Source organism: Actinoplanes subglobosus (assembly GCF_042650585.1).
Taxonomy (GTDB): domain Bacteria; phylum Actinomycetota; class Actinomycetes; order Mycobacteriales; family Micromonosporaceae; genus Actinoplanes; species Actinoplanes subglobosus.
Genome location: NZ_JBHSBL010000027.1, coordinates 1 through 24,310 on the forward strand (window position 1 = coordinate 1; position 24,310 = coordinate 24,310).

Genomic DNA, 24,310 nt, shown 5'->3' on the forward strand with positions numbered 1-24,310 from the left:
CGCGCTGCCGGCACGTCGCCCTCCGCGCTGCCGGCACGTCGCCCTCCGCGCTGCCCGCTCGTCGCCCTCCGCGCCGCCCGCACCTCGCCCCCTCCGCCCCCGCTCGCCCGTCGTCCCTCCGCCCCGTCTTACTCGCCCGCCTTGCCGGCCTTGCCTGCCCGTTCCGCGTTCCGGCGCCGGTTGCCCGTTCAACGTTTCGGCTGGCCATCCCGTCCACGGCCTCCCGTTCCTGTCCTTTCTTTATTTTTTGTCGGTTTTGGTCGAATCGTGGAACGGTTCTGCTCCATCCGCAACGACGACGGGAGCACCCGCAACGCGACCGTGTGATCTCACCGTCGTCCTCACGCGTTACCGGGAGGATGAACGCACCCAATCCCTTGATGGGGATCGCTGAGCGCTGCTATAGCGGCGATGGGAGCCCACGGTCGCGGATTGGGTGCGTTGACCGACGCTGCTGGCTCCCACGGCGCTCACGGTGCGGTCGCGGCGCAAGGCGCAGTCGGCCATGGCGGCCGGCAGTGGATCGGTAGAGCCGGCAATGAACCGGTAGAGCCGGCAGTGGATCGGTAGAGCCGGCAATGAACCGGTAGAGCCGGCAGTGGACCGGTAGCCCCAGCAGCCGATCCACGGGCAACCCGACGGGCGGATCGTTTGCGGGCCTGACCCCTCGATCCCACTCGGGTGGGGTGTGGCGGTGGTGTGTGCGATCCGTGCGGATTCGGTGAAGGGTGCGGTTTCGGGGAAGTGGCCGGGGCGCGGGGTGGTTCGGTGTCCGGCATGACTGCCTTGCAGAAGTTGGTGTACACGGGCTACGCGCGGCGGCTCCGGAAGCGCCTCGACGGGGCGAACCTGCCGCGCCATCTGGCGATGGTGATGGACGGCAACCGGCGGTGGGCCCGGCAGATGGGGTTCGAGGACGCGCGCGTCGGGCACCGGTACGGCGCCGAGCACCTGGACGAGGTGCTCGGCTGGTGCGTGGAGATGGGGATTCGGCACGTCACGGTCTTCGTCGCGTCGGTCGACAACGTGCGCAAACGCGATGCCGGTGAGGTCGGCAACCTGATGCGGATGATCGAGGAGGTGGTGGCCGAGCGGCTGTCCCGGCCGTCCAGCGTGTGGCGGCTCCATCTGGCCGGTCGTCTCGAAGTGCTTCCGGATTCCACCCGCGACGCCCTGAAGCTGGCCGCGGACTCCACCCGGGACGCTCCGGGGGTGCTCGCGGAGTCCACCGGGGACGGTGGCTTCCACCTGAACATCGCCATCGGCTACGACGGGCGAGAGGAGATCGTCACCGCCATCCGTTCTCTGCTCGACGAGGAGGCGAGTGCCGGGTACAGCGCCGCCGACATCGCGCAGCGGCTCACCGCCGAGCGGATCGCCGCCCACCTGTACACCGGCGGTCAGCCCGACCCGGACCTGGTCATCCGCACCAGCGGGGAACGGCGGACGTCCGGGTTCCTGTTGTGGCAGGCCGCCTACTCGGAGCTGCACTTCTGCGACGTCTACTGGCCCGGCTTCCGCAAGGTCGACTTCCTCCGGGCGCTGCGTTCCTACGCGGCCCGCAACCGTCGCTTCGGCGCCTGACCACGGCTGCCGTCGGTCAGGTGTCTTTCGGGTGGCGAGGGCGTTGTGGGCGACGGCTGGCGGTCGGGTGGGTTCGTCGGCCGTCGGTCTGGTGTGTTTCGGGTGGCGAGGGCGTTGTGGGCGACGGCTGGCGGTCGGGTGAGCTTGCGGGGCGTCGGTCAGGCGGAGCAGGCGGCGGGCGGTGTGGGAACGCCCTCCGGGCGGGGAGCGCTCGGAGGGCGTACCGGGAAGGAGGGCGTACCGGGAAGGAGGGCGTACCGGGAAGGAGGGCGTACCGGGAAGGAGGGCGTACCGGGAAGGAGGGTTTAAAGGACCGCGGCCGCCAGGGGGAGCGGGTTGCCGAATCGGTGGGCGGTGATGCTGATCGCCTGTTCGTGCAGGAACGGCAGCAGCTCGACGCGTCCGGCCTCGGTGACTGGTCCCGACCAGACCGCCAGGTCAGGGCGTCCGCCGGTGGCGGCGGCCAGTGCGGGTGCGTCGCCGCCGATCAGGCGGACCCGGCCCGCGGTGAGGCCGGCCGCGAACGTCGCGTCGTCCTCGACGGTGAGGCCGGGGCAGCGGGCGGCCAGCGCCTCGGGCAGCGGGACCGCGCTGGAGACCCGCAGGTCGGAGCCGGTGAGCACGCCGGCCGCGAGGACCCGGACCAGGTCGGTGACCGAGCCGTCGGTAGCGAGCCGGACGGTGACCGGAACCGGCAGGTAGCGGAGGACGTTGCGTTCCACGGCTAGCCCGGTGACGTCCGACGGCGTGCTGAAATCGAACGCGGCGTCACTGCGGGCGGCACGTTCCACCGAGGCACGTCCGGCGGCGTCGAGCACCGTCGACGAGGAGGCGAGCAGTGCCCGTACCCCGGGGTGGGTGATCTCGGCGCCGGAGGTCGCCGGCCGGGACGCCCAGCCGGTGAGGCCGACCAGGTAGTTGGGGCCGCCGGCCTTCGTGCCGGGCCCGACCGCCGAGCGCTTCCATCCGCCGAACGGCTGCCGCTGCACGATCGCGCCGGTGATGCCGCGGTTGACGTACAGGTTGCCGGCCTGGATCCGGTCGAGCCAGGTCCGGATCTCGTCCTCGTCGAGCGAGTGCAGGCCCGAGGTCAGGCCGTAGTCGACCTCGTTCACGATGTCGATGGCCGCGTCGAGGGTGTCGGCGGTCATGATGCCGAGGATCGGGCCGAAGTACTCGGTGCGGTGGTAGGCCGACCCGCGGGCCACCCCGTCCCGCACGCCGGGGCTCCACAGTTTGCCCGAGTCATCGAGTTTGCGGGGTTCGACGAGCCACGTCTCACCGGCGCCGAGCGTGGTCAGCCCGTCGAGGAGTTTCCCGGCGGCCGGTTCGACGAGCGGGCCCATCTTGGTACGCGCGTCCGCCGGATATCCCACTTCGAGCGACGACACCGCGTCCAGCAGCTGGGTGCGGAACCGCTGTGACCGGGCGACACTGCCGACCAGCACGACCAGCGACGCCGCCGAGCACTTCTGGCCGGCGTGCCCGAACGCCGACGACACCACGTCCTTGACGGCCAGGTCGAGGTCGGCGCTGGGGGTGACGATGACGGCGTTCTTGCCGCTGGTCTCGGCGAGCAGCGGCAGGTCCTGGCGGAACGACCGGAACAGTTCGGCGGTCTCGTAGGCGCCGGTCAGGATGACCCGGTCGACGAGCGGGTGCGCGATCAGCTCCCGGCCGAGGGTGCCCTCGTCGACCTGGAGCAGGGTGACCAGGTTCGGGTCGGCTCCGGCGGCGGAGAGGGCGTCGCGGAGGATGCCGGCCAGCACGGTTCCGCAGCGTTCGGTGGGCCCGGCCGGCTTGAGCACGACCGAGGATCCGGCGGCGAGGGCGGCCAGCACCGATCCGGCGGGGATGGCGACCGGGAAGTTCCACGGCGGCGTGACCAGGGTGAGCCGGGCCGGAACCGGGACGGCGCCGTCGGTTTCGAGCAGAGCACCAGCCAGCTCGGCGTAGTAGTGGGCGAAGTCGATCGCCTCGGACACCTCGGGGTCGGCCTGGTCGATCGTCTTGCCGGCTTCGGCGGCCATCACCTCGAGCAGCGTGTACCGGTGCTCCTCCAGCGCGTCACCGACGGCGTGCAGCACGGCCCGGCGGTCGGCGGCGCCCCAATTCGCGGCGGCCGCCTTCTCCAGGGCCTCGTCCAGGTGCTCGCGGTCGCTGATCCGCGGCACGTCGGCACCGAGCGTGGACGACTCGACCCGGGCCAGGACCTCGCGGACCCGGGTGCGGTTGGCGGCGACGGCCGGGTCGGTGTCGGGGGTGCTGACGAATGAGCCGGGAGTCGACCGCGGGACGGCGGCGAAGCGATCGGCCACCCGGTGCGGCTGCGGGACCTCGGAGTCCAGGTCGGCCAGCGAGGCGAGGAAACGGTCCTTCTCCCGCTCGAACAGAGCCGAGTCACTGTGCAGTTCGAACACCGCCGACATGAAGTTGTCGGAGCTCGCGCCCTCTTCGAGACGGCGGATCAGGTAGGCGATCGCCACGTCGAACTGCTCCGGGCGTACCACCGGCGTGTAGAGCAACAGACCGCCGACCTCGCGCCGGACCGCCTCGGCCTGGCCCTCGGCCATGCCGAGCAGCATCTCGAACTCGATGCCGTCGCGGACGTCGCGTTCACCGGCCAGAACCCAGGCGTAGGCGACGTCGAACAGGTTGTGCCCGGCCACGCCGAGACGCACGTTACGGATCCGGTCCGGGTGCAGCGCGTAGTCGAGGACCCGCTTGTAGTTGGTGTCGGTGGCCTGCTTGCTGTCGCAGGTGGCGACCGGCCAGCCGTGCAGCTCGGCCTCGACCCGTTCCATCGGCAGGTTGGCCCCCTTGACCAGGCGGACCTTGATGCCGGCGCCGCCGCGCTCGCGCCGGGACGCCGACCACACCTGGAGGCGCATCATGGCGCTGAGCGCGTCCGGCAGGTAGGCCTGGAGCACGATGCCGGCTTCGAGGCCGAGCAGTTCGGGGCGGTCGAGGAGCCTGGTGAAGACCGCGATCGTGAGGTCGAGGTCCTTGTACTCCTCCATGTCGAGGTTCACGAACTTGCGCTCGGCGGCGGCCAGCGTGAACAGCGGCAGGAGTTTGCCGGCGATCTCCTCGACGGCTTCGTCGAACGCCCATGGGTTGTGCGGGGCGACGGCGGAGGAGACCTTGATCGAGACGTAGTCGACGTCCGGGCGGGCGAGGAGTTTCTCGGTGCTCTTCAGGCGGTGGGTCGCCTCGTTCTTGCCGAGGACCGCTTCGCCGAGGAGATTTACGTTAAGTCGGACATTTCGCTTTCGGATCCGCTTGATCGCCTTGCCGAGGCGAGCGTCGGTCGCGTCGACGATCAGATGTCCCACCATGTGACGCAGTGCGCGCCGAGCGACAGGAACGACAATGCCCGGCATGAGGGGCGCAAGCGCGCCGCCCGCGCGGACAGCGAGACGCAGATGCCGCGGAAGAAATGACGGGATATTCTGGGACAAGTCTGACAAAGTGCGTGCGCTGACCCGGACGTCCTCCGGCCGGATCACCCCGTCCACGAAGCCCACGGTGAACGCGAGCCCGTTCGGATCGCGAAGAACACCGGCGAGCTGCGCGGCTGAACCGCCGACCGGGATCGACGCCGCCTCGCGCAGCCAGCGCCGGACAAGGGCGATCGTCTCTTCGGCGATCTCAGACATCGGGATGCTCCTTCCGTAATGCGCAACAGTCTGCGTCCCGAATCAGGTAAGGAAAAGCGATGCTTTGTTAGTGGTGTAGTTAAGTTCAGCTAACGTGACGGGATGCTGGAGATCCGCCGTCTGATCCTGCTCCGCGAACTCGCCGTCCGGGGCACGATCGCCGCGGTCGCCGAGGCCCTCAACTTCACCCCGTCGGCGGTCAGCCAGCAGCTCAGCCAGCTGGAGAAGGAGACCGGCACCCAGCTGCTGCGCAAGGCCGGCCGCCGGGTCCAGCTCACCCCGCAGGCCGAGGTCCTGGTCGAGTCGGTGGGCGAGGTCCTGGACACCCTGGAGCGTGCCGAGACCCGTCTGCAGGCCGCCGCGACCCGGGTCACCGGCCGGGTCCGGGTCGCCGTCTTCCAGTCCGCGGCGCTCGCCTTCATGCCCACCACCCTCCGTGCGATGGCTCAGCGTCACCCCGACGTCCGTGTCGAGATGGTCCAGCGCGAACCCGAGGAGGCGCTGCGCGAGACGTGGGCCCGCGACTTCGACATGGTCATCGCCGAGCAGTACCCGGCGCACGCCGCGCCACACCATCCCGGCCTCGACCGGCGCGACCTCACCACCGACGCGATCCGCCTGGCGCTCCCGTCGGAGACGGAGTCACTGCACCCGGTCGACTCCCTCGACAGTGCCCGCCACATGCCGTGGGTGATGGAGCCACGCGGCGCCGCGTCCCGCCACTTCGCCGAGCAGGTCTGCCGCGTCGCCGGCTTCGAACCCGACGTCCGCTACGAGACGGCCGACCTCCAGGCCCACATGCGACTCGTCGAGTCCGGCAACGCCGTCGCCCTCATCCCCGACCTGATCTGGGCCGGCCGCGAAACATCCGCGAGGCTCCTGCAACTCACCGGTTCCCCGCGCCGCACGATCTTCACCGCCCAGCGCACCGCGGGCGCGGCCTCACCCGCCGCCCGCGCCTTCCGCGACATCCTCGAACAAAAGGCCTCTTCCGGTACGGCCACCCGCCCCGCCTGAACGCAAGAGGCCTCGTCAGCCGCTGACCCATCGGTACCGGTGCTCCGGCCGGCCGGGGACCGCGTAGCGCAGCCGCACCTCGGCCCGGCCGCTGTCGCGCAGGTGCTCCAGGTAACGCCGGGCGCTGACCCGGGAGATCCCGATCCGGTCGGCGCACTCGGCCGCCGACAGGGTCTCCGCCGCCGACCGCAGCGCCTGCTCCACGAGCCGCGCCGTTTCGGGGCTGAGCCCTTTGGGTAGGCCGGCGGCCGGTGCGGCGCCGGCCCGGGCGAGTGCCCGGTCCACGTCGGCCTGGTCGCGCACCAGCACCCCGTCGAGTCCGGAACGGCGCCGGGCGTACTGCTCCAGCCGCTGCCGCAGATCGTCCACCCCGAACGGCTTGAGCAGGTAGTTCACCACCCCGTGCCGGACCGCCGCGCGGACCGCGTCGGCCTCCTTCGCCGCCGTGATCACCATGACGTCGCAGTCGTGCCCGGCCGCCCGCAACCGCACCACCACGTCGAGCCCGAACATGTCCGGCAGGTAGAGGTCGAGCAGCATCAGGTCGGGGGTGAGCGCGGCCGCGGCGTCGATCGCCTCCTGCCCGGTGTGCGCTGTGCCGACCACCCGGAAGCCAGGCACCTGCTCGACGAAACCGCGATGGATCCGCGACACCATGAAGTCGTCGTCGACGACCAGGACGCCGATCATGTCGTCATCCTCTCCGGGACGGTCAGCCGCGCGGTGAACATCGCGCCGTCCGGAGTGTTCGTGACGGCCACCTCGCCGCCGTGCCGCTTGCAGATCAGCCTGGTCAGCGCCAGCCCGATGCCGCGCTCGCCACCCTGCGCCGCCTTCGTGGTGAACCCGTGCGAGAACACCTCCTGCGCCAGCTCCGGCGCCACCCCCGGCCCGGAGTCCCGGACCACGATCTCCACCGCCGTCGAATCCTGCCGCAACTCGACCTCCACCCACGCCTCCGGCTCGAGATCGCCGGCGGAGGAGGGGTGGGCGGCGGAGGAGGGGTGGGCGGCGGAGGACGGGTGGGCGGCGGAGGAGGGGCGGCCGGCAGCGGGAGGCGGGCCGGCGGCGGCCGCGTCGACCGCGTTGTCGACCAGGTTGCCGACGACCGTGGCCACGTCCGCCGATCGGTCCGCGGGCAGCCGGCCCAGATGGGTGCCCTCCGAGATGCGCAGGCGTACCCGGCGCTCGGCGGCCTGTGCCGACTTCGCCATCAGCAGTGCCGCCACCGCCGTGTCGTGTATCCGGCTGGTCAGCGTGAGGTCGAGCGACTCACGGTGCCGGGCCAGCGCGTTCACGTACCGCACCACCTCGTCGTAGTCCCGGATCTGGATCAGCCCGGAGATGGTGTGCAGCTGGTTGGCGAACTCGTGCGCCTGCGCCCGCAGCACCTCGGCCGAACTCCGGAACGATCCCATCTCGCGCTCCAGCCGCGCCAGCTCGGTCCGGTCCCGCAGCGTGGTGACCGACCCGAGCCGCCGCCCGTCCTTGGCGACCGCCATCCGGTTCATCACCAGCACCCGGCCGCCGCGGACCACCACCTCGTCGCGTTCGCCCAGCTCGCTGCCGCTCAGCACGTCGTGCAACCGCCCGTCGATGCCCAGCTCGGCGAGACTCCGCCCGGCGCAGTCCTCGGGCAGGTCGAGCAGGGCCCGGCCGACCGCGTTGACCATCGTGATCCGGTGCTGCGGGTCGAGTGCGACCACCCCCTCGGCGATCCCGTAGAGCATCGCCTCCCGGTACTCGGCGAGCCCGGCGATCTCCCGCGGCTCCAGCCCCAACGTCTGGTGCTTGATCCGCCGGGCCTCCAGCCAGGACCCGGCGATCCCGACGAGACTGGCGATGCCCAGGAAGATGGCGAGGTTGCCGGCACCGTCGCGGGCCCGCTGCCAGATCGTCGGCGACCGTTCGCCGATCATCACGGTGCCGAGCCGCTGCCCGAGGGTGCCCGGTTCGGCGCTCAGCACCGGCACCTGCGCCACCAGCTCCCGCGACCCGTCGACGACCAGCTCACCGGACCAGCCGCGGCCCTCGGCCACCCCCGGGTCGCCGAGCGGCAGCAGGGTGCGGACCAGGATCGGGTCGGTCGAGCTGACCACCATGCCGCGGGCGTCGGCGATGGTCACCGACGTGATGTCCGACTGGGTGCGGAACGCCTGCACCAGGGGCGCCAGCGTCTCGCCGGGCGCCGGCCGGGGCAGCCGGTCACGGACCAGCGGACTGTCGGCCAGTTGCTCGGCGAGCGCGGCCACGCGCCGGCCCTCGACGCTGCTGAACGCGGCCGCCGACTGGGCCAGCGTCAGCGCCGCCACCGCCACCAGCACGACCAGGATGATCGTCACCTGCAGGGCGAGGAGCTGGCCGGCGAGGGTCGTCCGGCGGAACGTCATGACCACAATTAACTCAACCTCCGTTGTAGTCACAACGCAGACCGGGCGGCCGCCGAAGGGCCACCATCATCGCGCCGGACATCGACGAAACGAAAGAGAAACCGCGATGAAATCTGTGGCCAGGGCGTTCCTGGGCGTGGCGGCCGCCGTGACTCTGGCGGCGGCCGGCGGTTGCGGCGCGACCGCGGACAAGGGCGGCGACGGCGCGGACGGCGGTCCGGTCGCCGGGCTTCGCCTGATGGTGCCGAACAGCCCGGGCGGCGGGTACGACACCACCGCCCGCAGCATCGCCAAGATCATGGAGGACGACGGGATCGCCTCCGGGGTCGAGGTCTTCAACCTGTCCGGCGCCGGCGGCACGGTCGGCCTGCAGCGGACCGTCAACGAGAAGGGCAACGGCAAACTCGCCATGCAGATGGGGCTCGGCGTGGTCGGAGCCTCCTACACGCAGAAGTCCCCGGCGAAGCTCACCGAGACCACCCCGCTGGCCAAGGTGATCGAGGAGCCCGGCGCCATCGTGGTGGGCAGGGACTCGCCCTATCGGACCATCACCGACCTGGTCACCGCGTGGAAGGCGGACCCCGGGAAGATCGCGGTCGGTGGCGGATCGTCGCCCGGCGGCCCCGACCACCTGCTGCCGATGCAGCTCGCCCAGGCCGTCGGCATCGATGCCCGGCAGGTCAGCTACGTCTCCTACGACGGTGGCGGCGAGCTGCTCCCGGCCGTCCTCGGCGGCAAGGTCGCGTTCGGCGCCAGCGGTGTCGGCGAGTTCCTCGACCAGGTCGAGGCCGGTCAGGTCCGGGTCCTCGCGGTCACCAGCGACAAGCGCATCGACGCCGTCGCCGAGGTGCCGACCCTGAAGGAGTCCGGCATCGACCTGATCTTCACCAACTGGCGGGGCATCGTCGCGCCGCCCGGCATCACCGACACCGACAGGCAGACCTGGATCGACGCGCTGACCCGCATGCACGGCACCGAGGCGTGGCGGGCCGAGCTCACCAAACACGGCTGGACCGACGCGTTCGTGACCGGCGACCAGTTCGCCACCTTCCTCACCGAGCAGGACAAGGCGGTCGCCGACATCCTGACCGGGCTCGGTCTGGCATGAGCCACGGGCCCCTCGACTCACCGGAGACGGAGGCCCCTCCTCCGGTGGGCGGCCGGGGCCGGGATCGCGCGCAGTACGGCATGTGCGCCTTCCTGGCCCTGGCCGGCGTCCTCGTCATCGTCGACGCCCTCCGCACCGGCAGCGCCACCAGCAGCAACGACCCGATCGGCCCGCGCCCGGTGCCACTGCTGCTCGGCGCGCTCCTGCTGATCGCCGCGGCCGTCTACGCCCGGGACGTGCACCGGGGCGGCCGGGGCGAGCCGGAGGGCGGCGAGGACGTCGACCCCACGTCGCCGATCGACTGGCGCACGGTCGTGCTGGTGGCCATCGCGTTCGCGGTCAACGCCGTCCTGATCGAACCGCTCGGCTGGGTGATCAGCGGCAGCGTGCTGTTCTGGTCGACAGCGTTCGCGCTGGGCGCCCGCCGGCACCTGCTCACCGCCGTGGTCGCGATCGCCCTGGCCCTGGCCACCTTCTACGGGTTCGCGATCGGTCTCGGTGTGAACCTGCCCGCCGGAATACTTCAGGGAATCCTGTGATCAACGACCTGACCCAGCTGCTGGACGGCTTCGGGCACGTCCTCACACCGATGAACCTGCTGGTCGCGCTGATCGGCGTCACCGTCGGCACCGCGGTCGGGGTGCTGCCCGGCATCGGCGCGGCGATGACCGTGGCCCTGCTGCTGCCGCTCACCTACGGGCTGGAGCCGACGCAGGCGTTCATCATGTTCGCCGGCATCTTCTACGGCGGCATGTACGGCGGCTCCACCACGTCGATCCTGCTCAACACCCCCGGCGAGTCGTCGTCGGTGGTCACCGCCATCGAGGGCAACAGGATGGCCCGGTCCGGCCGGGCCGCGCAGGCCCTGGCCACGGCCGCGATCGGCTCGTTCGTCGCCGGCCTGATCGGCACCCTGCTGCTGGTCCTGATCACCCCGGTGATGGTGGCGTTCGCGATCGACCTGGGCGCCCCCGACTACCTGGCCATCATGATCCTCGGGTTCATCGCGGTCAGCGCCGTCCTCGGCACCTCCCGGGTCCGCGGGTTCTCCGCCCTGCTCCTCGGCCTGGTCATCGGCCTGGTCGGCATCGACCGGGTGACCGGTCAGCCGCGGCTCACCATGGACATCCCGCAACTCGCCGACGGCATCGACGTGATCGTCGTCGCGGTCGGCATCTTCGCCGTCGGTGAGACCCTGTGGGTCGCCGCCCACCTGCGTCGACGCCCGGCCGAGGTGATCCCGGTCGGTCAGCCGTGGCTGGGCCGCGACGACTGGCGCCGCTCGTGGAAGCCGTGGCTGCGCGGCACCGGCCTCGGCTTCCCGTTCGGGGTGATGCCGGCCGGCGGCGCCGAACTTCCCACGTTCCTCTCCTACGCACTGGAGAAACGGCTCAGCCGCCGCCCGGAGGAGTTCGGGAAGGGCGCCATCGAGGGCGTGGCCGGGCCGGAGGCCGCCAACAACGCGTCGGCTGCCGGGACGCTCGTGCCGATGCTGGCACTCGGCCTGCCCACCAACGCGACGGCCGCCGTCATGCTCGCGGCGTTCCAGACCTACGGCATCCAGCCCGGGCCGCTGCTGCTGGAACGCGAGTCGACACTGGTGTGGACACTGATCGCCAGCCTCTTCGTCGGCAACCTGATGCTGCTGCTGCTCAACCTGCCGCTGGCGCCGGCGTGGGCCCGCCTGCTGCGGATCCCGAGACCCTATCTGTACGCCGGGATCGTCTTCTTCGCCTCGATGGGCGCCTACGCCGTCAACGCCCAGCCGTTCGACCTGTTCCTGCTGCTCACTCTCGGGCTGCTCGGGTTCGCGATGCGCCGTTTCGGGTTGCCGGTGCTCCCGCTGATCGTCGGCGTGATCCTCGGGCCGATGGCCGAACGGCAGGGCCGGATGGCGCTGCAGCTCTCCGGGGGCGACCTGTCCGGACTGCTCGGCGGGGCGGTGTCCTACCTCGTCTACGCCGTCGTCGCGGTCATCCTGGCGTGGCCGTTGATCAGGCGGTTCCTGCCGGCCCGCGCCCGCAGGAGTCCGGAGCGTACTCCGGCCGTACCCCAACCGTGAAACGGCAACCGAATGTCGCTGAGGCCACCTTGCGCCGGTCGAGGATCGCGTCGCCCGCGGGGCGAAGGCCCCGGTCGGTCCAGGCGATTAGCTCGTCGAAGGCACGGCTGAGCTCGGCAGACGTGAACCCGCAGTGGGCGGCGGTGCGGATCGCCCGGGAGACGAACAGGCGGGAGCGCCCGTTGGCGGCGGCGCGGCGGGCGTACTCCTGCTCCATCGAGAACGGCACGAACAGGTCGCCGACACCGTGCAGCGACAGCACCGGAACGCTCGGCCGCCCGTCGACGCGGGGGACGCCGGCAAGGTGTGGGTCGGCGGTGGCGGTGCGCCGGACCCGCAGGACCGATTCGTTGAGCGCGCGCTCCGCGGCCGTCGGCCACCAGCCGTCGGTCGACCGGTAGACGGTGCGGCGGTTGTCGGTGAGGTTGCCGGGCGCGATCCCGGCGGTCCCGCCGCTCAAGCCGGGGTAGAGGCTGAACAGGAAGGGCAGCCCGCCCTGGCTCGCCGCGTTCCAGTAGGCGAACGCCGCCGGGAATCCGGGACGCTCGCCACCGCTGCGCCGCTCCAGCACGTCCGACCAGGTCCTCCCGGCCTCGGTGCCGGTGAGCGCGGCCTTGATCCGGGCGACCTGGCCGGCGAACCGGAGCGGGTAGGCGGCGTCCGGCTGCAACGGGAACTCGATGCCGACACCGGCCAGCGCGGCCGCCGACACGTTCGCGTCCAGGAACCAGTCGAACAGCTCGGCGTCACCGAGGACCCCGCAGTACGGCATCGCGCCGGCGAACGTCCGCGGGTACTCCTCGATCGCGACCGCCGTGACGTGCCCGCCCATCGACGCGCCGGAGATGAACACCTTCCGCGCCGTCCGGCCGGTGACCTGCCGGAACAGGCCGGTCAGCGCGTACGTGTCGCGGACGCCCTGGCCGACGTCGTAGCCGTTCGTCGCGTAGCTCGACGCCGCCCACGCGTAGCCCTCGTCCAGGTAGTGCTGCCGCAGCTCCGGGTTGCTCACGTAGACGGTCGTGCCGGTCCCGCGGTAGCCGTGCGCGTAGACGACGAGCCGCCCGTTCCACCTCTTCGGAACCTCGATCCGGTACGCCGCACCCGCCCGGATCCCGGTGTGCACGGTCGCGCCCGGCAGCGCGGTGAAGGCGGAACCGTCGAGCTCACAGTCCGGATCGGCGACCAGATAGCCGGGTCTCGTATCGCTCGGCACCGGCGCCGAGCACGACGGCGGGGCAGCGGTGGCGGGTGAACCGGTCAGGAACCCGGCGACGAGAGCGGCGACGAGCGCGGCACGGCGGACCATGGCGTTACCTCCCGGTAACACTTAATGGTGGTCATCGATCCCTGTCAAGGACCCCCTTCAGAGCCGCCCACTGCAGCAGCATGATCGTCTTGGCGTCGGCGATCTCCCCGGAGTCGACCATCGCGAGCGCCTTGTCGAACGGCAGCTCCACCGCCTCGATGTCCTCGCCCTCGTCGGCCAGCCCGCCGCCCGCGCCGGTGCGGGACTCCACCGAGTACGGCGCGGCGAAACAGTGCAGCCGCTCGGTCACCGAACCCGGGCTGGTCCACGGCTGGAACACCGGGATCAGCTCGCCGACCGTGACGCCCAGCTCCTCGGCCGCCTCCCGCCGGATGGCGGCGGCCGGGTCGTCGCCGTCGAGCAGGCCCGCCGCGGTCTCCAGGAACATGCCGTCGGGGTGGCCGTTCACATACACCGGGAAGCGGAACTGCCTGGTCAGCAGCACGGTCCGGCGGTGCGGGTCGAAGAGCAGCACGGTCGCGCCGTCACCCCGGTCGTAGGTCTCCCGCTGCTCGGTGGTCCAGCTGCCGTCCCGGCGCCGGAAGTCGTACGTCGTCCGCCGCAGCACGTGCCAGGCGGCCGCGAGCAGCTCCACGTCACGCACCACCACCGACGGGTTGCCGGTCAGGTCGTGACCCACCCGGTCGAGCCCGGTGCGACCCCGGGCGTCCGGCACGTCTATCCCTGGTGTGTTCACGACCGGGAATCTACACTCGGAAACGCGCAACAGTCGACAACAATGAGGAGAAACACGGAATGCTTGCCGCCGAGCGCCGTGATCTGCTGCTCGCCCGGCTCGCCGCCGAGGGCAAGGTCGTGGCCAAGGACATCGCGTTCGAGCTGGGCGTCGCCGAGGACAGCATCCGCCGCGACCTGCGGGAGATGGCCGCGGCCGGGCTGTGCCAGCGGGTCTACGGGGGAGCGCTGCCGGTCTCGCCGGCGGTCGCCGACTACGCGACCCGGGCCGGCGTCGCCACGTCGAGCAAGGAGCGGGTCGCCGCCGCGGCCGCCGCGCTGATCCGGCCCGGGCAGACGGTCCTGCTCGACGGCGGCACCACGGCTCTCGCCGTCACCGCCGCGCTGCCCCGCGACCTGCGGGCCACGATCGTCACGCACAGTCCGACCGTCGCGGCGGCACTCGTCGGGCATCCGGCGGTCGACGTGTTCGTGCTGGGTGGCCGGTTGTTCAAGCATTCGGCGGTGACGTGCGGGGCGGCGGCGGCCGAGGCCGCGCAGGGGGTCACCGCGGATCTGTTCCTGCTCGGCGTGACCGGTGTCCACCACGAGGCCGGCCTGACCACCGGCGACCCGGACGAGGCCGCGATGAAACGCGCACTCGCCGCCCGGGCCGCCGAGACCTACGTGCTGGCCAGCACCGAGAAGATCGGCGCGGCCTCGCCGTTCCTGGTCCTCCCGTCCGCCGCGGTGACCGCCGTGATCACCGACGCCCCACCCGCACACCCGGCCCTCCGGGGCATTCCGCTGCACCCCGCCTGAACGGGAGCGGGGCTGGGAGCGGGGCGCGGTGGCGGGCGGGGCGCGGTGGCGGGCGGGGCGCGGTGGCGGGCGCGGCGCGGTGAGTGAACCCGGGTGCGGTGAATTGACCCGGGTGCGGTCAGTGAACCCGGGCGCGGTGAGTGAACCCGGGCGGTGGGGGTCAGGCCTTGCGGAGGCGCAGGGCGATCGCGTCGCCCTGCTGGACCAGGGTGGCCCGGTAACCCGGGGTGGTCACGACGACCCGGGCGAACTGGCCGCGGACCCGGCGGGCCTTGAGGACCGGGACCGGGGAGTCGTACTTGTCGGCCTGCGGGACCGACACCTCCAGGACCGTGTTCGCGCCGATCACGACGTCGTCGCCGACGGTCAGCGGGGCCGCGCCGTGCGGGCGGACCGTCACCGACAGGGTGCCCGAGGACAGCCGGGCCGAACCGCTGACGTGCACCTTCGGGGCGGTCAGGCGCAGGGTTCCGCCGGAGAGCGTCACGTCGCCGTCGCCGAGGGCCTTCCTGTCCGCGGCGACCAGCGTGCCCTGTGCGACGGTGGTGCCACCCCGGTAGCCGTTGTCGCCGGCCAGCGTGAGCGTTCCGGTGCCCAGCTTGACCAGGCCGCCGCAGCCGTCGATATCGTTGCGCCACGTGTCGGCGGCGGCGAACCCACCGGCGGCCGCGTCGAGGGTGACGGCGACCGTCGCGTCGAAGGCGCCGTAACCGTCGGCGGCCGCGAACAGGTTGATCCGGCCCCACTGCTCGGGGCCGTCGAGGATAGGGTTGCCGGCGGCCAGGCCCGTGGTCCGCAGCACCTCACGGCGCTGGGCGGCGTCCAGGTACGGCAGACGCGTCTCCAGCAGTACCTCCGCCCCGGTGGGGACCTCGAACCTCAGGTTCGACCGGCGCGCGGGGAGCCCGTACGTCTGCTTGGGTTTGACGATCGCGGCGTTGGAGTCCCGCTCCTCGCCGGACCGCGCCGCGGCGGTGACGTCCGGACCGAATCGCGCCTGGAAGAAGGCGAGGGCCTGGGCGCGGGCCTCGGCCTTGAGGGCCGCGTTCGCCGGGTCGCCGAGGATGGCGGCGGTGAGCGCGGTGCCGAGGACCCGGCCGCCGATCACGTCGGCGGGGGAGTGCATGCCGGTGACGATCCGGGTGTGCGCCAGGTCGTAGGCGGCCGTGACCATCTCCTGGAACCGCTCCGGGACGGCGTACGCGAAGGCCAGCGCGGCCATGTACAGGGCGTTGGTGTGGCCGCTGACGTAGCCGCCGTCCTCGGCCGGGTTGGTGCTGCGCTGCCGGAGCAGCTGCGGGGTGACGACGACGTCGGAGTCGTAGACCGGGTAGCCGAACTCGTCGACCGTGCCGGTGTCGACGACCAGGCTGTCCTCGGTCATCCGCCACGGGCGCGGGTACTGGAAGGCGAACTTGCTCGGATTGCCCGAGGACCAGTTGCCGCGGACCGTGTTGACCAGCGTGACGACCTTGCCGAGGGCGGAGGCCGGGTTGCCGGCGCCCAACGTCGAACCGGCGGGCGAGCCGGCCGGGACGGCGTCACTGACCGTGGTCGCCGGGGTGGTCTCCGGGGCCGTGGTGATGCCGGTGACGGCCTGCGCGCCGGCCTTGTAGGCGTCGGCGAGCGGGCCGAGGCCGGCGATCACCGAGTAGCTCTGGTGCTGGCGGTCCACGACGAACGACCGGGCGGCCTCGGCGGCGGTGCGCCGGCGTGTGGTGCTGACGACGTAGCGGACGTTGGCGCGCAGGAACGCCTCGTCGAGGACGGTGCCGGTGTTCCAGGCGGTGCCGGTGCTCCACACCTTCTGGAAGCCGGAGAGGATGCGGACGGCGGCGTTGGTCTCGGCGGTCAGGTTCGCCGTGGTGTTGGTCTTGTAGGAGTCGACGAAGGGGGCGGCGACTGCTGCCGCCGCCGCGGCAGCCGGACCGCCGGGAGCGGCAGGTCCAGTGACCAGGCCGGCGGTTCCGGCGGCGCCAGCGAGGAGAAGAGTGCGGCGGCTGACGTTCACGAGGGCTCCACAGGAAAGCAAGGGGCAAGATCGCCGTTAAGCCTTGGTGGATCAAGCGACCTAAAACGGAACGCGCGCTGTTGTGAACGTGAACAAAACCCGAAGGAGCTTTCGGTCGGCGTCGATCGATGGCTACTCTCCGGTAACCGTTCCCTCCGTCCGCCGGAAGGTTCCCCCGATGAAACGCTCTCTCGTGGCGCTCGCCGCCCTCGTGAGCCCGCTCCTGCTGGCACCGGCCCCCGCCCATGCCGCCAGCGGATCGTTCTCCGTCCTCACCTACAACGTCGCCGGCCTGCCGGACATCATCTCCAGCGCCGAGGTCGACCGGCAGACCGCGCACACCGCGATCGGCCAGCGCCTGACCCCCTACGACATCGTGCACGTGCAGGAGGACTTCAACTACCACGCCTACCTGTACGCCGCCGACACCTCGCACGCCTACCGCACCCCGACCAGCGGTGGCGCGGGCATCGGCTCCGGGCTGAACAGCCTGTCGAAGTACGCCTACGACACCGACGACTTCGAGCGCGGTGACTGGGACTCCTGCCAGCTGGACTCGGGTGACTGCCTGACTCCCAAGGGCTTCACCTTCGCCCGGCACCGGCTCGCCGAGGGTGCCTACGTCGACTTCTACAACCTGCACACCAACGCCGGCACCAGCACCGGCGACCAGGAGTCGCGGGCCGACAACCTCAACCAGCTGACGGCGTTCATCGCCACCCACTCGGCCGGCAACGCGATCGTCGTCATGGGCGACACCAACACCCGATACACGCGTACGGCGGACACGATCCGGACGTTCGTGTCGGCGAACGGCCTGACCGACGCCTGGGTGAAGCTGGAGCGCGGCGGCACCCCGCCGGCGGCCGGCTCGGACGCGCTGGTCTGTGACGCGGCCGCGGTGACCGACACCTGTGAGGTCGTCGACAAGATCCTCTACCGGAGCAGCCGGTTCGTGACGCTGAACGCGACCGGCTACCACAACGAGGACGCCGGATTCCGGACCAGCGACGGGAAGATGCTCTCCGACCACTTCCCGATCAGCACCGCGTTCACCTGGTCGACGAACACCGCGTTCGAGTTCAGTGAGCAGTTCGGCGGCCCGCACGGCGACCACTACAACGACATCGACTCGGTGGTCGCCCGGCCGGCGACCGTCGGGCTGCGGGCCGGCTCGCGGGTCGACCAGGTCAGTATCGGCGCCCTGGCCCACGGCGGCACCGGCGGCACCGCGCAGTCGCTGACCCTCGGCTCGTCGGAGTACGTGACGAGCGTCTACCTGTGCCGGGCCCAGTACAGCGGGCGTACCCGGATCTTCTACGCGAAGTTCACCACCAACCTGGGCAACAGCATCGCCGGCGGTACCACCACGTCGGACTGTGTGACCCGGACCGCGCCGAGCGGCTTCCAGCTCGCCGGTTTCCACGGACGTTCCGGGACCGCCGTGGACAAACTGGGCCTCATCTACAGCCGTCGCTGACTCGTACGTCTCATCATGGCGTCGGGCGGCACCCGGACGGGTATCCGGGTGCCGCCCAATCGAGCGCTGGAGGCGCACATGAAACTGTGGCGGCGCGTTTTTCTGACCGGCTTCGCACTCTGGCTGCTGACGGTGGTCGTCACCTTCGCCACCGGCAACCCCAACCTCATCCCCACCCTGGTCCTGCTCGGCAGCTTCCTCGTCCCGGTCACGTTCGTGCTCTGGGCGTTCACCAAGCGCCACAGCGGTGAGGTCACCGCCGAACTGCTGTTCAGCACGTTCGTCACCGGAGGCGTCCTCGGCGTGCTCGCCGCGTCGCTGCTGGAGACCTACCTGCTGCACCCGAACCCACTGTTCTTCCTCGGCGTCGGCCTGATCGAGGAGGCCGCGAAACTCGCCGTCCTCGCCTTCCTCTGCCGCCGCCTGGCGCACAAGTTCGCCATCGACGGGGTGATCCTCGGCGCGGCCGTCGGGTTCGGGTTCGCCGCGTTCGAGTCGGCCGGGTACGCCTTCACCGCCCTCTTCACCCAGCAGGGACTCTCGCTGATGACGCTGGTCGAGACCGAGCTGCTGCGGGGTGTCCTCGCGCCGGTCGGTCACGGGCTGTGGACGGCGATCCTCGGTGGCGTGCTGTTCTCGGCGAGCGGGCAGCGGCACTTCGCGTTCACCGGGCGGCTGCTGGTGTCGTACCTCGGCGTCTCGGTCCTGCATGCCCTGTGGGACGGCTGGCAGAGCATCGCCCAGGTGATCACCGACATCGAGGGCGACCCGCACCTGTTCACCCTGGTGTCGTGGGGCGGCCTGATCGGGGTCTCGCTGATCGGCATCGGCTGGCTGGCGGTGGTCCGCCGGCAGGCCGACCGCGAGGTCACCGCCCCGCTGTGGCGGGTCCCGATCCGCTACTGACGGGCCGGGACGTACTGACCGCCGGGACGGGGCCGGGCCGGAGCACGAGGTGCTCCGGCCCGGTGTGGGCAGACGGCGCGCGGGGCAGCCCGGGGACGGTGTCGGCCGGTGCGCGTACGTCTACGGCCGGCTCCCCGCCTTCGGGTGACGGGGAGCCTGTGCAGAGGTCAGACCGCGATGTTCCACTGCTGGCAGGCGTTGCCCAGCGAGGCCCACTGGCGGACCGCGACGCCGTCGGCGGTGCCGCAGTTCGTGACGTCGAGGACCAGTCCGTTGCCGCGGTTGGCGATCAGGTAACCGCCGTTGATCGGGGTCAGGCTCCACTCCTGGCAGAAGTTGCCCAGGTTGGCCCACAGGTTGAGACCCGTGCCGTTGGCGGTGCCGCAGTTGACCGAGTCGAGGACGGTCCCGCTGTTCACGTTGGTGATCCGGTAGTAGTTGCTGGTCGTCTTCGTGAACGTCCATTTCTGGCAGTTGTTGCCGAGCGACGACCACTGGTCGATCGCGGTGCCGTTGGCGGTGCCACAGTTCACCGCGTCCAGGACCTTGCCGCTGGCCTGGTTGGTCAGGCGGTACTGGGTGCCGGCGACCGGGAACGAGACCGTGCCGCCCGGGTCGCCCGAGGGGGCGGTCAGGGTGGTCGAGAGCTTGTCCGGCGTACCCAGGTTGGGGCTGTCGTCGCTGTTGAAGTTGACCTTCTTGATCCGGGTGGTCCGGGTGCCGCCGCAACCCTGGGCGGTGGTCTCGTTGGCGTGGTAGGCCATCCACGTCTCGGTGCCGTCGGGCGAGGTGAAGAACGAGTGGTGGCCCGGGCCGTAGACGCTGTTGCTGTCGGACCGGGAGAAGATCGGTGTGCTCTTCTTCGTCCAGGCGCTGGCCAGCAGCGGGTTGGTGCCGGTCAGGGTGAGCTGGCCGAGCTTGTAGTCGGGGGTGTTGCAGGAGCTGGCCGAGAAGGTGAGGAAGGTCTTCCCGTTACGCTGCAGCACGTACGGGCCCTCCTCGGTGTTGCCGCCGACCTTCTCCCAGTCATAGGTGGGGTACGAGATCCGGGTGCCGTAGGCGCTGACCGTCCACGGGTTGCTCATCGGTGCGATGAACAGGCTCTGCAGGTCGCCCACCCACGACGAGTAGAGGAAGTAGTTGGCCCCGTTGATGGTGGCCACACTGCCGTCGATCGCCCAGCCGTTGTTCGCCTGCACGTTGAGCTGGCCCTTGAACGTGTACGGCCCGAGCGGGTTGTCGCCGGAGCTCTCCAGCACGAACGAGCGCTGCCCGTCGCAGCAGGCCGCGGTGCCGGCCGAGTAGTAGAAGTACCACCGGTAGCCGTTGGGGCCGTTGAGCCGGTGCATGGACGGCGCCCACACGTTGCAGCAGCTGGCGGTGGCGGTGCCGGTGAAGACGACGTTCTCGGTGGCGCCGGGCAGCGCGGCGACCGAGGTGGCGCGCTTGATGACGATCTGGTTGTTCCAGGTCGTGGCGGCCAGGTAGTAGTAGCCGTTGTAGTAGCCCATCCACGGGTCGGCGCCGTAGGGGGCGGACGCGACCGGGTTGGTGAAGGTGGCCGCCGCCCGGGCCGGTGCGGCCGAGCGGGCCTGGACGGCGACGGCCACCGCGAGCAGCAGCAGGACGACGGCTCCGACGGATTTGAGGCGTGCAAGAGACATGGCAGTCCCTCCGGGGGAAAGGAACGCGGGGTGAGCGGGTGCCCGCCGGTGGGCGGGGCGCGTCGATCCGTCCTGGACGGTGGGGAGGAGACGGAACGGTGACTCACGTGTTGCCGTTATGTTAACGATCACAAATATGCTGTCAAGGGCGCTGCGCGCGTTCCACCACCGAGGCCGCCACATCGCGCAGTTTCCGGTTGCCCTCCTGCGAGGCCCGGGACAGGATCGCGAACGCCTCCTCGGGGCCGCACCGGCGCTGGCTCATGACGACACCCTTCGCCTGTTCGATCACCGCGCGGCTCTCCATCGCCGCCTGCATGTGCCGGGCCAGCGACGCCGTGGAGTGGAAGAGATCGGCGTTGGACAGGGCCACCGAGGCGTACCCGGCGAACGTCTCGGCCAGCAGCACCGCGTCGCCGTCGAACGCCCGGCAGCTCGCGGCGTAGATGTTCAGCGCCCCGGTCACCTCATCCCGGATCGGCAGGCCCACCGAGAGCGCGCTGCACACTCCGACACTTCCGGCATGGGCCGACCAGCCCGGCCACCGGTGCTCCCCGGCCACATCGTCGACACAGATGGTCGTTCCGGCCGCGGCGGCGTCCAGGCACGGGCCACGCCCGTTCCGGTACTGCCAGCGGTCCAGAACCGCGGCCGGCTCACCGGTGCCGGCCACCGTGCGCGGGCCGGTGTCGCGGATCAGGGTGACCGACACCTCGAACGCCCCCGGCACCGCCTGCCGGGCCAGCTCGGCCACCCGGGCCAGGACATCGTCGAGGCCGAGGCCGCCGAGATCGATGCGGCCCAGCTCACGGAAGACGTCGACGGTGTCCAAGTAAACCGGAGTACCCGGTCGGGGGCGTACGAACCCACCCGGCGGGTTCGGTAATATCGTCAGCCTGCGACCGGAGTCGACGACACCGGCGCAGCCAGCGTCAAGCAGCGGCGCGGGTCCGTGGGCCGTCGGCCCACGGGCGACTTCGATCGACAGGCACGGCCGCCCGGTGCGGCCCGTGCACCGCTGCGGGGATCCTCTGACGTTGAAGGCGTACGACCCGACCGCTGCCGCATTCGCGGAGTTCGGTCGCATCAAGCTGGGCGAGACCGATCTCGACGGAGTCCTGTCGCGGGTCGTGGACCTGGCCGGGCGCACCCTGCCCGGGGCCGCGCAGGTCTCGATCACACTGCTGCGCGGGCGTGGGGCGGCCACCGCGGCACACACCGGGGAGGCGGCGCTCCAGCTCGACGAGCTCCAGTACGAACGCGGCGCCGGCCCATGCCTGGAGGCGGCCACGACAGGCTCGACCGTCGAGGTCCCGGACACCGCGGCCGACGACCGGTGGCACCGCTGGGGCGCCGACGCGGCCCGGGCCGGCATGGGCAGTGTGCTGTCGCTGAGCCTGCCGATCGGTGACTCGGTGAACGGCGCGCTCAACGTCTACGGTGTCCCGCCACGCGCCTTCGACGCCGGGGCGGTGAACCTGGCACAGACCTTCGCCCGGTACGCGGCCGTCGCCCTCACCAACGCCCAGCTCTACGACGCGACGGTCGGACTGGCCCGGCACATGCAGGCCGCGATGGAGAGCCGTGCCGTGATCGAGCAGGCCAAGGGCATCATCATGGGCGAGCACCGGTGCACTCCGGACGAGGCGTTCGCCATGCTCACCCGGGTCTCCCAGGACAGCAACCGCAAACTGCGCGACGTTGCCGCCGCCCTGGTCGAGCGCACCCAGCGCGGCTAGGCCGTCACGTCGAGGCGGCCCCCGCCGGCGCCGGTCTGCTCCAGGTGGCGCAGCGCCGGCTCCAGGTAGCCGGCTATCGGGTTGCGGCCGGTGGGGCTCTGGTCGTACCGGCGGAACAGGTCCTTCAGGTACATCGCGGTGATCTCCTGGGCCGGGCCCAGCCGGCCGGCCGCCCGGTCCGCCGCGATCGCCGCGGCCAGCGAGTTGATCCAGCCGGCGTTCGCCTCGCCGGTCCGGATGCGCTGCCCGGTGGCCTGGTAGATCAGTTCCCGGTCCCGGTCGGTGAGGGAGGCGGCGTCCTCGCGGGCGTTCTGGTTGCGGTCGCGGGTCACCGGGCGGGCGGCGGTGACGTGCGAGGTGGCCGCGGAACGGTACGGGTTCAACCCGGGGATGGACATGGTCGGGACCTCCGGCCGTGGAGCGTTCGTTGTTCTCCAGATCGGTGCGGGACGGGTGCTGCTGAGGGGTTTTCCGCCCTACCAGCGGGTATCCCCGGACTGCGGAGAACCGTCCCCCGGTACACCCCGTAACGGATCAGAAGGGACGGACGATGACGACGTGGATGACCCGGGAACGGATCGACCTCGGGCCGGTGCGCCTGGACGGCGACCTGACCCTCCCCGAGCACGCCACCGGAGTGGTGCTCTTCGCGCACGGCAGCGGCAGCTCCCGGCACAGCCCCCGCAACCGGCAGGTGGCGGCCGAGCTGAACCGGCGCGGCCTGGCCACGCTGCTCACCGATCTGCTGACGGCGGACGAGGACGCGATCGCCGACCTGCGGTTTGACATCGGTCTGCTGGCCGACCGGCTGACCGCCCTGATCGACTGGCTGCGGGCCCAGCCGCAGACGGCGGCGCTGCCGATCGGCCTGTTCGGAGCGAGCACCGGCGGTGGGGCGGCGCTGGTCGCGGCGGCCGACCGGCCGGAAGCGGTGCACGCAGTGGTGTCCCGCGGCGGCCGTCCCGATCTGGCCGGCCCGGCCCTGCTGGAGGTCCGCGCGCCGACACTGCTGATCGTCGGGGAGCGGGACACCGTCGTGGTGGACCTCAACGAGGAGGCCCGCAACACCATGCGGATCCGGGCCGAGCTGCGGATCGTTCCCGGTGCCACGCACCTGTTCCAGGAGCCGGGGGCGCTGGACACGGTGGCGGAGGAGGCGGGTCACTGGTTCGCGGCGCATCTGTCCGCCGCCATGACGAGGTGAGTCGGATGATCTTCGCGAACCGGTCCGCGGCCGGGCGGATACTCGCCGAACGCCTCGCCGCGGACTTCGGTGATCACGCGAACCCACTGGTCCTGGCTCTGCCGCGGGGTGGCCTGCCGGTGGCCGGGCCGGTGGCGCGACGGCTCGGCGGCGAGCTGGACATCGTGGTGGCCCGCAAGATCGGGGCGCCGGACCGGCCGGAGTTCGGGGTCGGCGCGATCGCCGAGGACGGCCCGCCGGTCTACGACCCGGACAATCTGCGCTGGGCCGGGGTCACCGAGCACGGGGTGGCCGGGGTGCTGGCCGCCGAGCGGGAGGAGCTGCGGCGCCGGATCCGGCTCTACCGGGGCGACCGCCCCGCCCCGGCGCCGGCCGGCCGGACCGTGATCGTGATCGACGACGGGCTGGCCACCGGCGTGACCGCGCACGCGGCGCTGCGCTGGGTGCGTGAGCAGGGCCCGGCCCGGCTGGTCCTGGCGGTCCCGGTGTGCGCGCCACAGGCCCGGGACGCCCTGGCCGGCGAGGTGGACGCGGTGGTCTGCCTCAGTGCGCCCGACCCGTTTCACGCCGTGGGCCGCTGGTACGAGGACTTCGAGCAGCTCACCGATGCCGACGTGGGAAATTTCATCATGTGTTGAGTTAGGTGCTTGCCCCGGAACCGGAAACTCATCTAGCGTTGA

General features: G+C 71.4%; 20 protein-coding genes. 11 read left to right on the forward strand and 9 right to left on the reverse strand.

The window, feature by feature from the left end; genetic code table 11:
• Positions 1-777: 777 nt before the first annotated feature.
• Complete coding sequence (gene uppS, locus ACFO0C_RS39785; protein ID WP_378071986.1) at positions 778-1,584, forward strand: polyprenyl diphosphate synthase; 807 nt, start codon at positions 778-780, stop codon at positions 1,582-1,584.
• Positions 1,585-1,889: 305 nt separating this feature from the next.
• Here uppS and ACFO0C_RS39790 read toward each other — a convergent pair whose 3' ends face one another.
• Complete coding sequence (locus ACFO0C_RS39790; protein WP_378071987.1) at positions 1,890-4,922, reverse strand: bifunctional proline dehydrogenase/L-glutamate gamma-semialdehyde dehydrogenase; 3,033 nt, start codon at positions 4,920-4,922, stop codon at positions 1,890-1,892.
• Positions 4,923-5,345: 423 nt separating this feature from the next.
• Here ACFO0C_RS39790 and ACFO0C_RS39795 point away from each other — a divergent pair, with 423 nt between their 5' ends.
• Positions 5,346-6,260 (forward strand): LysR family transcriptional regulator, encoded by a 915-nt coding sequence (locus ACFO0C_RS39795; protein WP_378071988.1) that lies wholly within the window; start codon positions 5,346-5,348, stop codon positions 6,258-6,260.
• Between the two features lie 15 nt (positions 6,261-6,275).
• On the opposite strand, the gene ACFO0C_RS39800 is transcribed toward ACFO0C_RS39795, so the two are convergent.
• Positions 6,276-6,950, reverse strand: a complete 675-nt coding sequence (locus tag ACFO0C_RS39800; RefSeq protein WP_378071989.1) for a response regulator — start codon at positions 6,948-6,950, stop codon at positions 6,276-6,278.
• Positions 6,947-8,650 (reverse strand): sensor histidine kinase, encoded by a 1,704-nt coding sequence (locus ACFO0C_RS39805; protein ID WP_378071990.1) that lies wholly within the window; start codon positions 8,648-8,650, stop codon positions 6,947-6,949. The genes ACFO0C_RS39800 and ACFO0C_RS39805 overlap by 4 nt, the downstream gene beginning before the upstream one ends.
• Positions 8,651-8,756: 106 nt before the next feature.
• On the opposite strand from ACFO0C_RS39805, the gene ACFO0C_RS39810 reads away from it, so the two are divergent.
• The 3 genes from ACFO0C_RS39810 to ACFO0C_RS39820 are packed head-to-tail and all read left to right on the forward strand — an operon-like array spanning position 8,757 to position 11,820.
• Positions 8,757-9,758, forward strand: a complete 1,002-nt coding sequence (locus ACFO0C_RS39810) for a Bug family tripartite tricarboxylate transporter substrate binding protein (protein WP_378071991.1) — start codon at positions 8,757-8,759, stop codon at positions 9,756-9,758.
• Positions 9,755-10,297 carry a tripartite tricarboxylate transporter TctB family protein gene (locus tag ACFO0C_RS39815; RefSeq protein ID WP_378071992.1) on the forward strand — a complete coding sequence of 181 codons (543 nt, stop codon included), beginning with the start codon at positions 9,755-9,757 and terminating at the stop codon, positions 10,295-10,297. Before ACFO0C_RS39810 ends, ACFO0C_RS39815 begins: the two co-directional genes overlap by 4 nt.
• Complete coding sequence (locus ACFO0C_RS39820) at positions 10,294-11,820, forward strand: tripartite tricarboxylate transporter permease (RefSeq protein WP_378071993.1); 1,527 nt, start codon at positions 10,294-10,296, stop codon at positions 11,818-11,820. Before ACFO0C_RS39815 ends, ACFO0C_RS39820 begins: the two co-directional genes overlap by 4 nt.
• Here the strand turns inward: ACFO0C_RS39820 and ACFO0C_RS39825 are convergent.
• Positions 11,753-13,129 carry an alpha/beta hydrolase family protein gene (locus ACFO0C_RS39825; RefSeq protein ID WP_378071994.1) on the reverse strand — a complete coding sequence of 459 codons (1,377 nt, stop codon included), beginning with the start codon at positions 13,127-13,129 and terminating at the stop codon, positions 11,753-11,755. The genes ACFO0C_RS39820 and ACFO0C_RS39825 overlap by 68 nt on opposite strands.
• A 31-nt stretch (positions 13,130-13,160) precedes the next feature.
• Positions 13,161-13,826, reverse strand: coding sequence for an NUDIX domain-containing protein (locus tag ACFO0C_RS39830; RefSeq protein ID WP_378071995.1), 666 nt, complete (start codon positions 13,824-13,826; stop codon positions 13,161-13,163).
• A 59-nt stretch (positions 13,827-13,885) separates the two neighbouring features.
• On the opposite strand from ACFO0C_RS39830, the gene ACFO0C_RS39835 reads away from it, so the two are divergent.
• A complete protein-coding gene (locus ACFO0C_RS39835; protein WP_378071996.1) occupies positions 13,886-14,626 on the forward strand; it encodes a DeoR/GlpR family DNA-binding transcription regulator in 741 nt (246 codons plus the stop codon).
• Between the two features lie 160 nt (positions 14,627-14,786).
• Here ACFO0C_RS39835 and ACFO0C_RS39840 read toward each other — a convergent pair whose 3' ends face one another.
• The gene (locus ACFO0C_RS39840; protein WP_378071997.1) at positions 14,787-16,637 is read right to left on the reverse strand and encodes a phosphatase PAP2 family protein; all 1,851 of its coding nucleotides are present in this window, start codon (positions 16,635-16,637) and stop codon (positions 14,787-14,789) included.
• A gap of 178 nt (positions 16,638-16,815) precedes the next feature.
• Here ACFO0C_RS39840 and ACFO0C_RS39845 point away from each other — a divergent pair, with 178 nt between their 5' ends.
• Complete coding sequence (locus tag ACFO0C_RS39845; protein ID WP_378071998.1) at positions 16,816-18,117, forward strand: jacalin-like lectin; 1,302 nt, start codon at positions 16,816-16,818, stop codon at positions 18,115-18,117.
• A 48-nt stretch (positions 18,118-18,165) separates the two neighbouring features.
• A complete protein-coding gene (locus ACFO0C_RS39850; RefSeq protein ID WP_378071999.1) occupies positions 18,166-19,023 on the forward strand; it encodes a PrsW family intramembrane metalloprotease in 858 nt (285 codons plus the stop codon).
• Between the two features lie 167 nt (positions 19,024-19,190).
• On the opposite strand, the gene ACFO0C_RS39855 is transcribed toward ACFO0C_RS39850, so the two are convergent.
• Positions 19,191-20,687, reverse strand: coding sequence for a family 43 glycosylhydrolase (locus tag ACFO0C_RS39855; RefSeq protein WP_378072000.1), 1,497 nt, complete (start codon positions 20,685-20,687; stop codon positions 19,191-19,193).
• Positions 20,688-20,829: 142 nt separating this feature from the next.
• Positions 20,830-21,519, reverse strand: coding sequence for a GAF and ANTAR domain-containing protein (locus ACFO0C_RS39860; RefSeq protein ID WP_378072001.1), 690 nt, complete (start codon positions 21,517-21,519; stop codon positions 20,830-20,832).
• Positions 21,520-21,718: 199 nt separating this feature from the next.
• Here ACFO0C_RS39860 and ACFO0C_RS39865 point away from each other — a divergent pair, with 199 nt between their 5' ends.
• Complete coding sequence (locus ACFO0C_RS39865) at positions 21,719-22,426, forward strand: GAF and ANTAR domain-containing protein (protein ID WP_378072130.1); 708 nt, start codon at positions 21,719-21,721, stop codon at positions 22,424-22,426.
• Here the strand turns inward: ACFO0C_RS39865 and ACFO0C_RS39870 are convergent.
• Complete coding sequence (locus tag ACFO0C_RS39870; protein ID WP_378072002.1) at positions 22,423-22,824, reverse strand: hypothetical protein; 402 nt, start codon at positions 22,822-22,824, stop codon at positions 22,423-22,425. The genes ACFO0C_RS39865 and ACFO0C_RS39870 overlap by 4 nt on opposite strands.
• Positions 22,825-22,976: 152 nt before the next feature.
• Here ACFO0C_RS39870 and ACFO0C_RS39875 point away from each other — a divergent pair, with 152 nt between their 5' ends.
• Positions 22,977-23,630: a dienelactone hydrolase family protein gene (locus ACFO0C_RS39875; protein ID WP_378072003.1), complete on the forward strand. Its 654-nt coding sequence runs from the start codon at positions 22,977-22,979 to the stop codon at positions 23,628-23,630.
• Between the two features lie 5 nt (positions 23,631-23,635).
• Entirely contained in the window at positions 23,636-24,268 is a 633-nt protein-coding gene (locus ACFO0C_RS39880) for a phosphoribosyltransferase (RefSeq protein ID WP_378072004.1), read from the forward strand.
• Positions 24,269-24,310 lie beyond the last annotated feature (42 nt).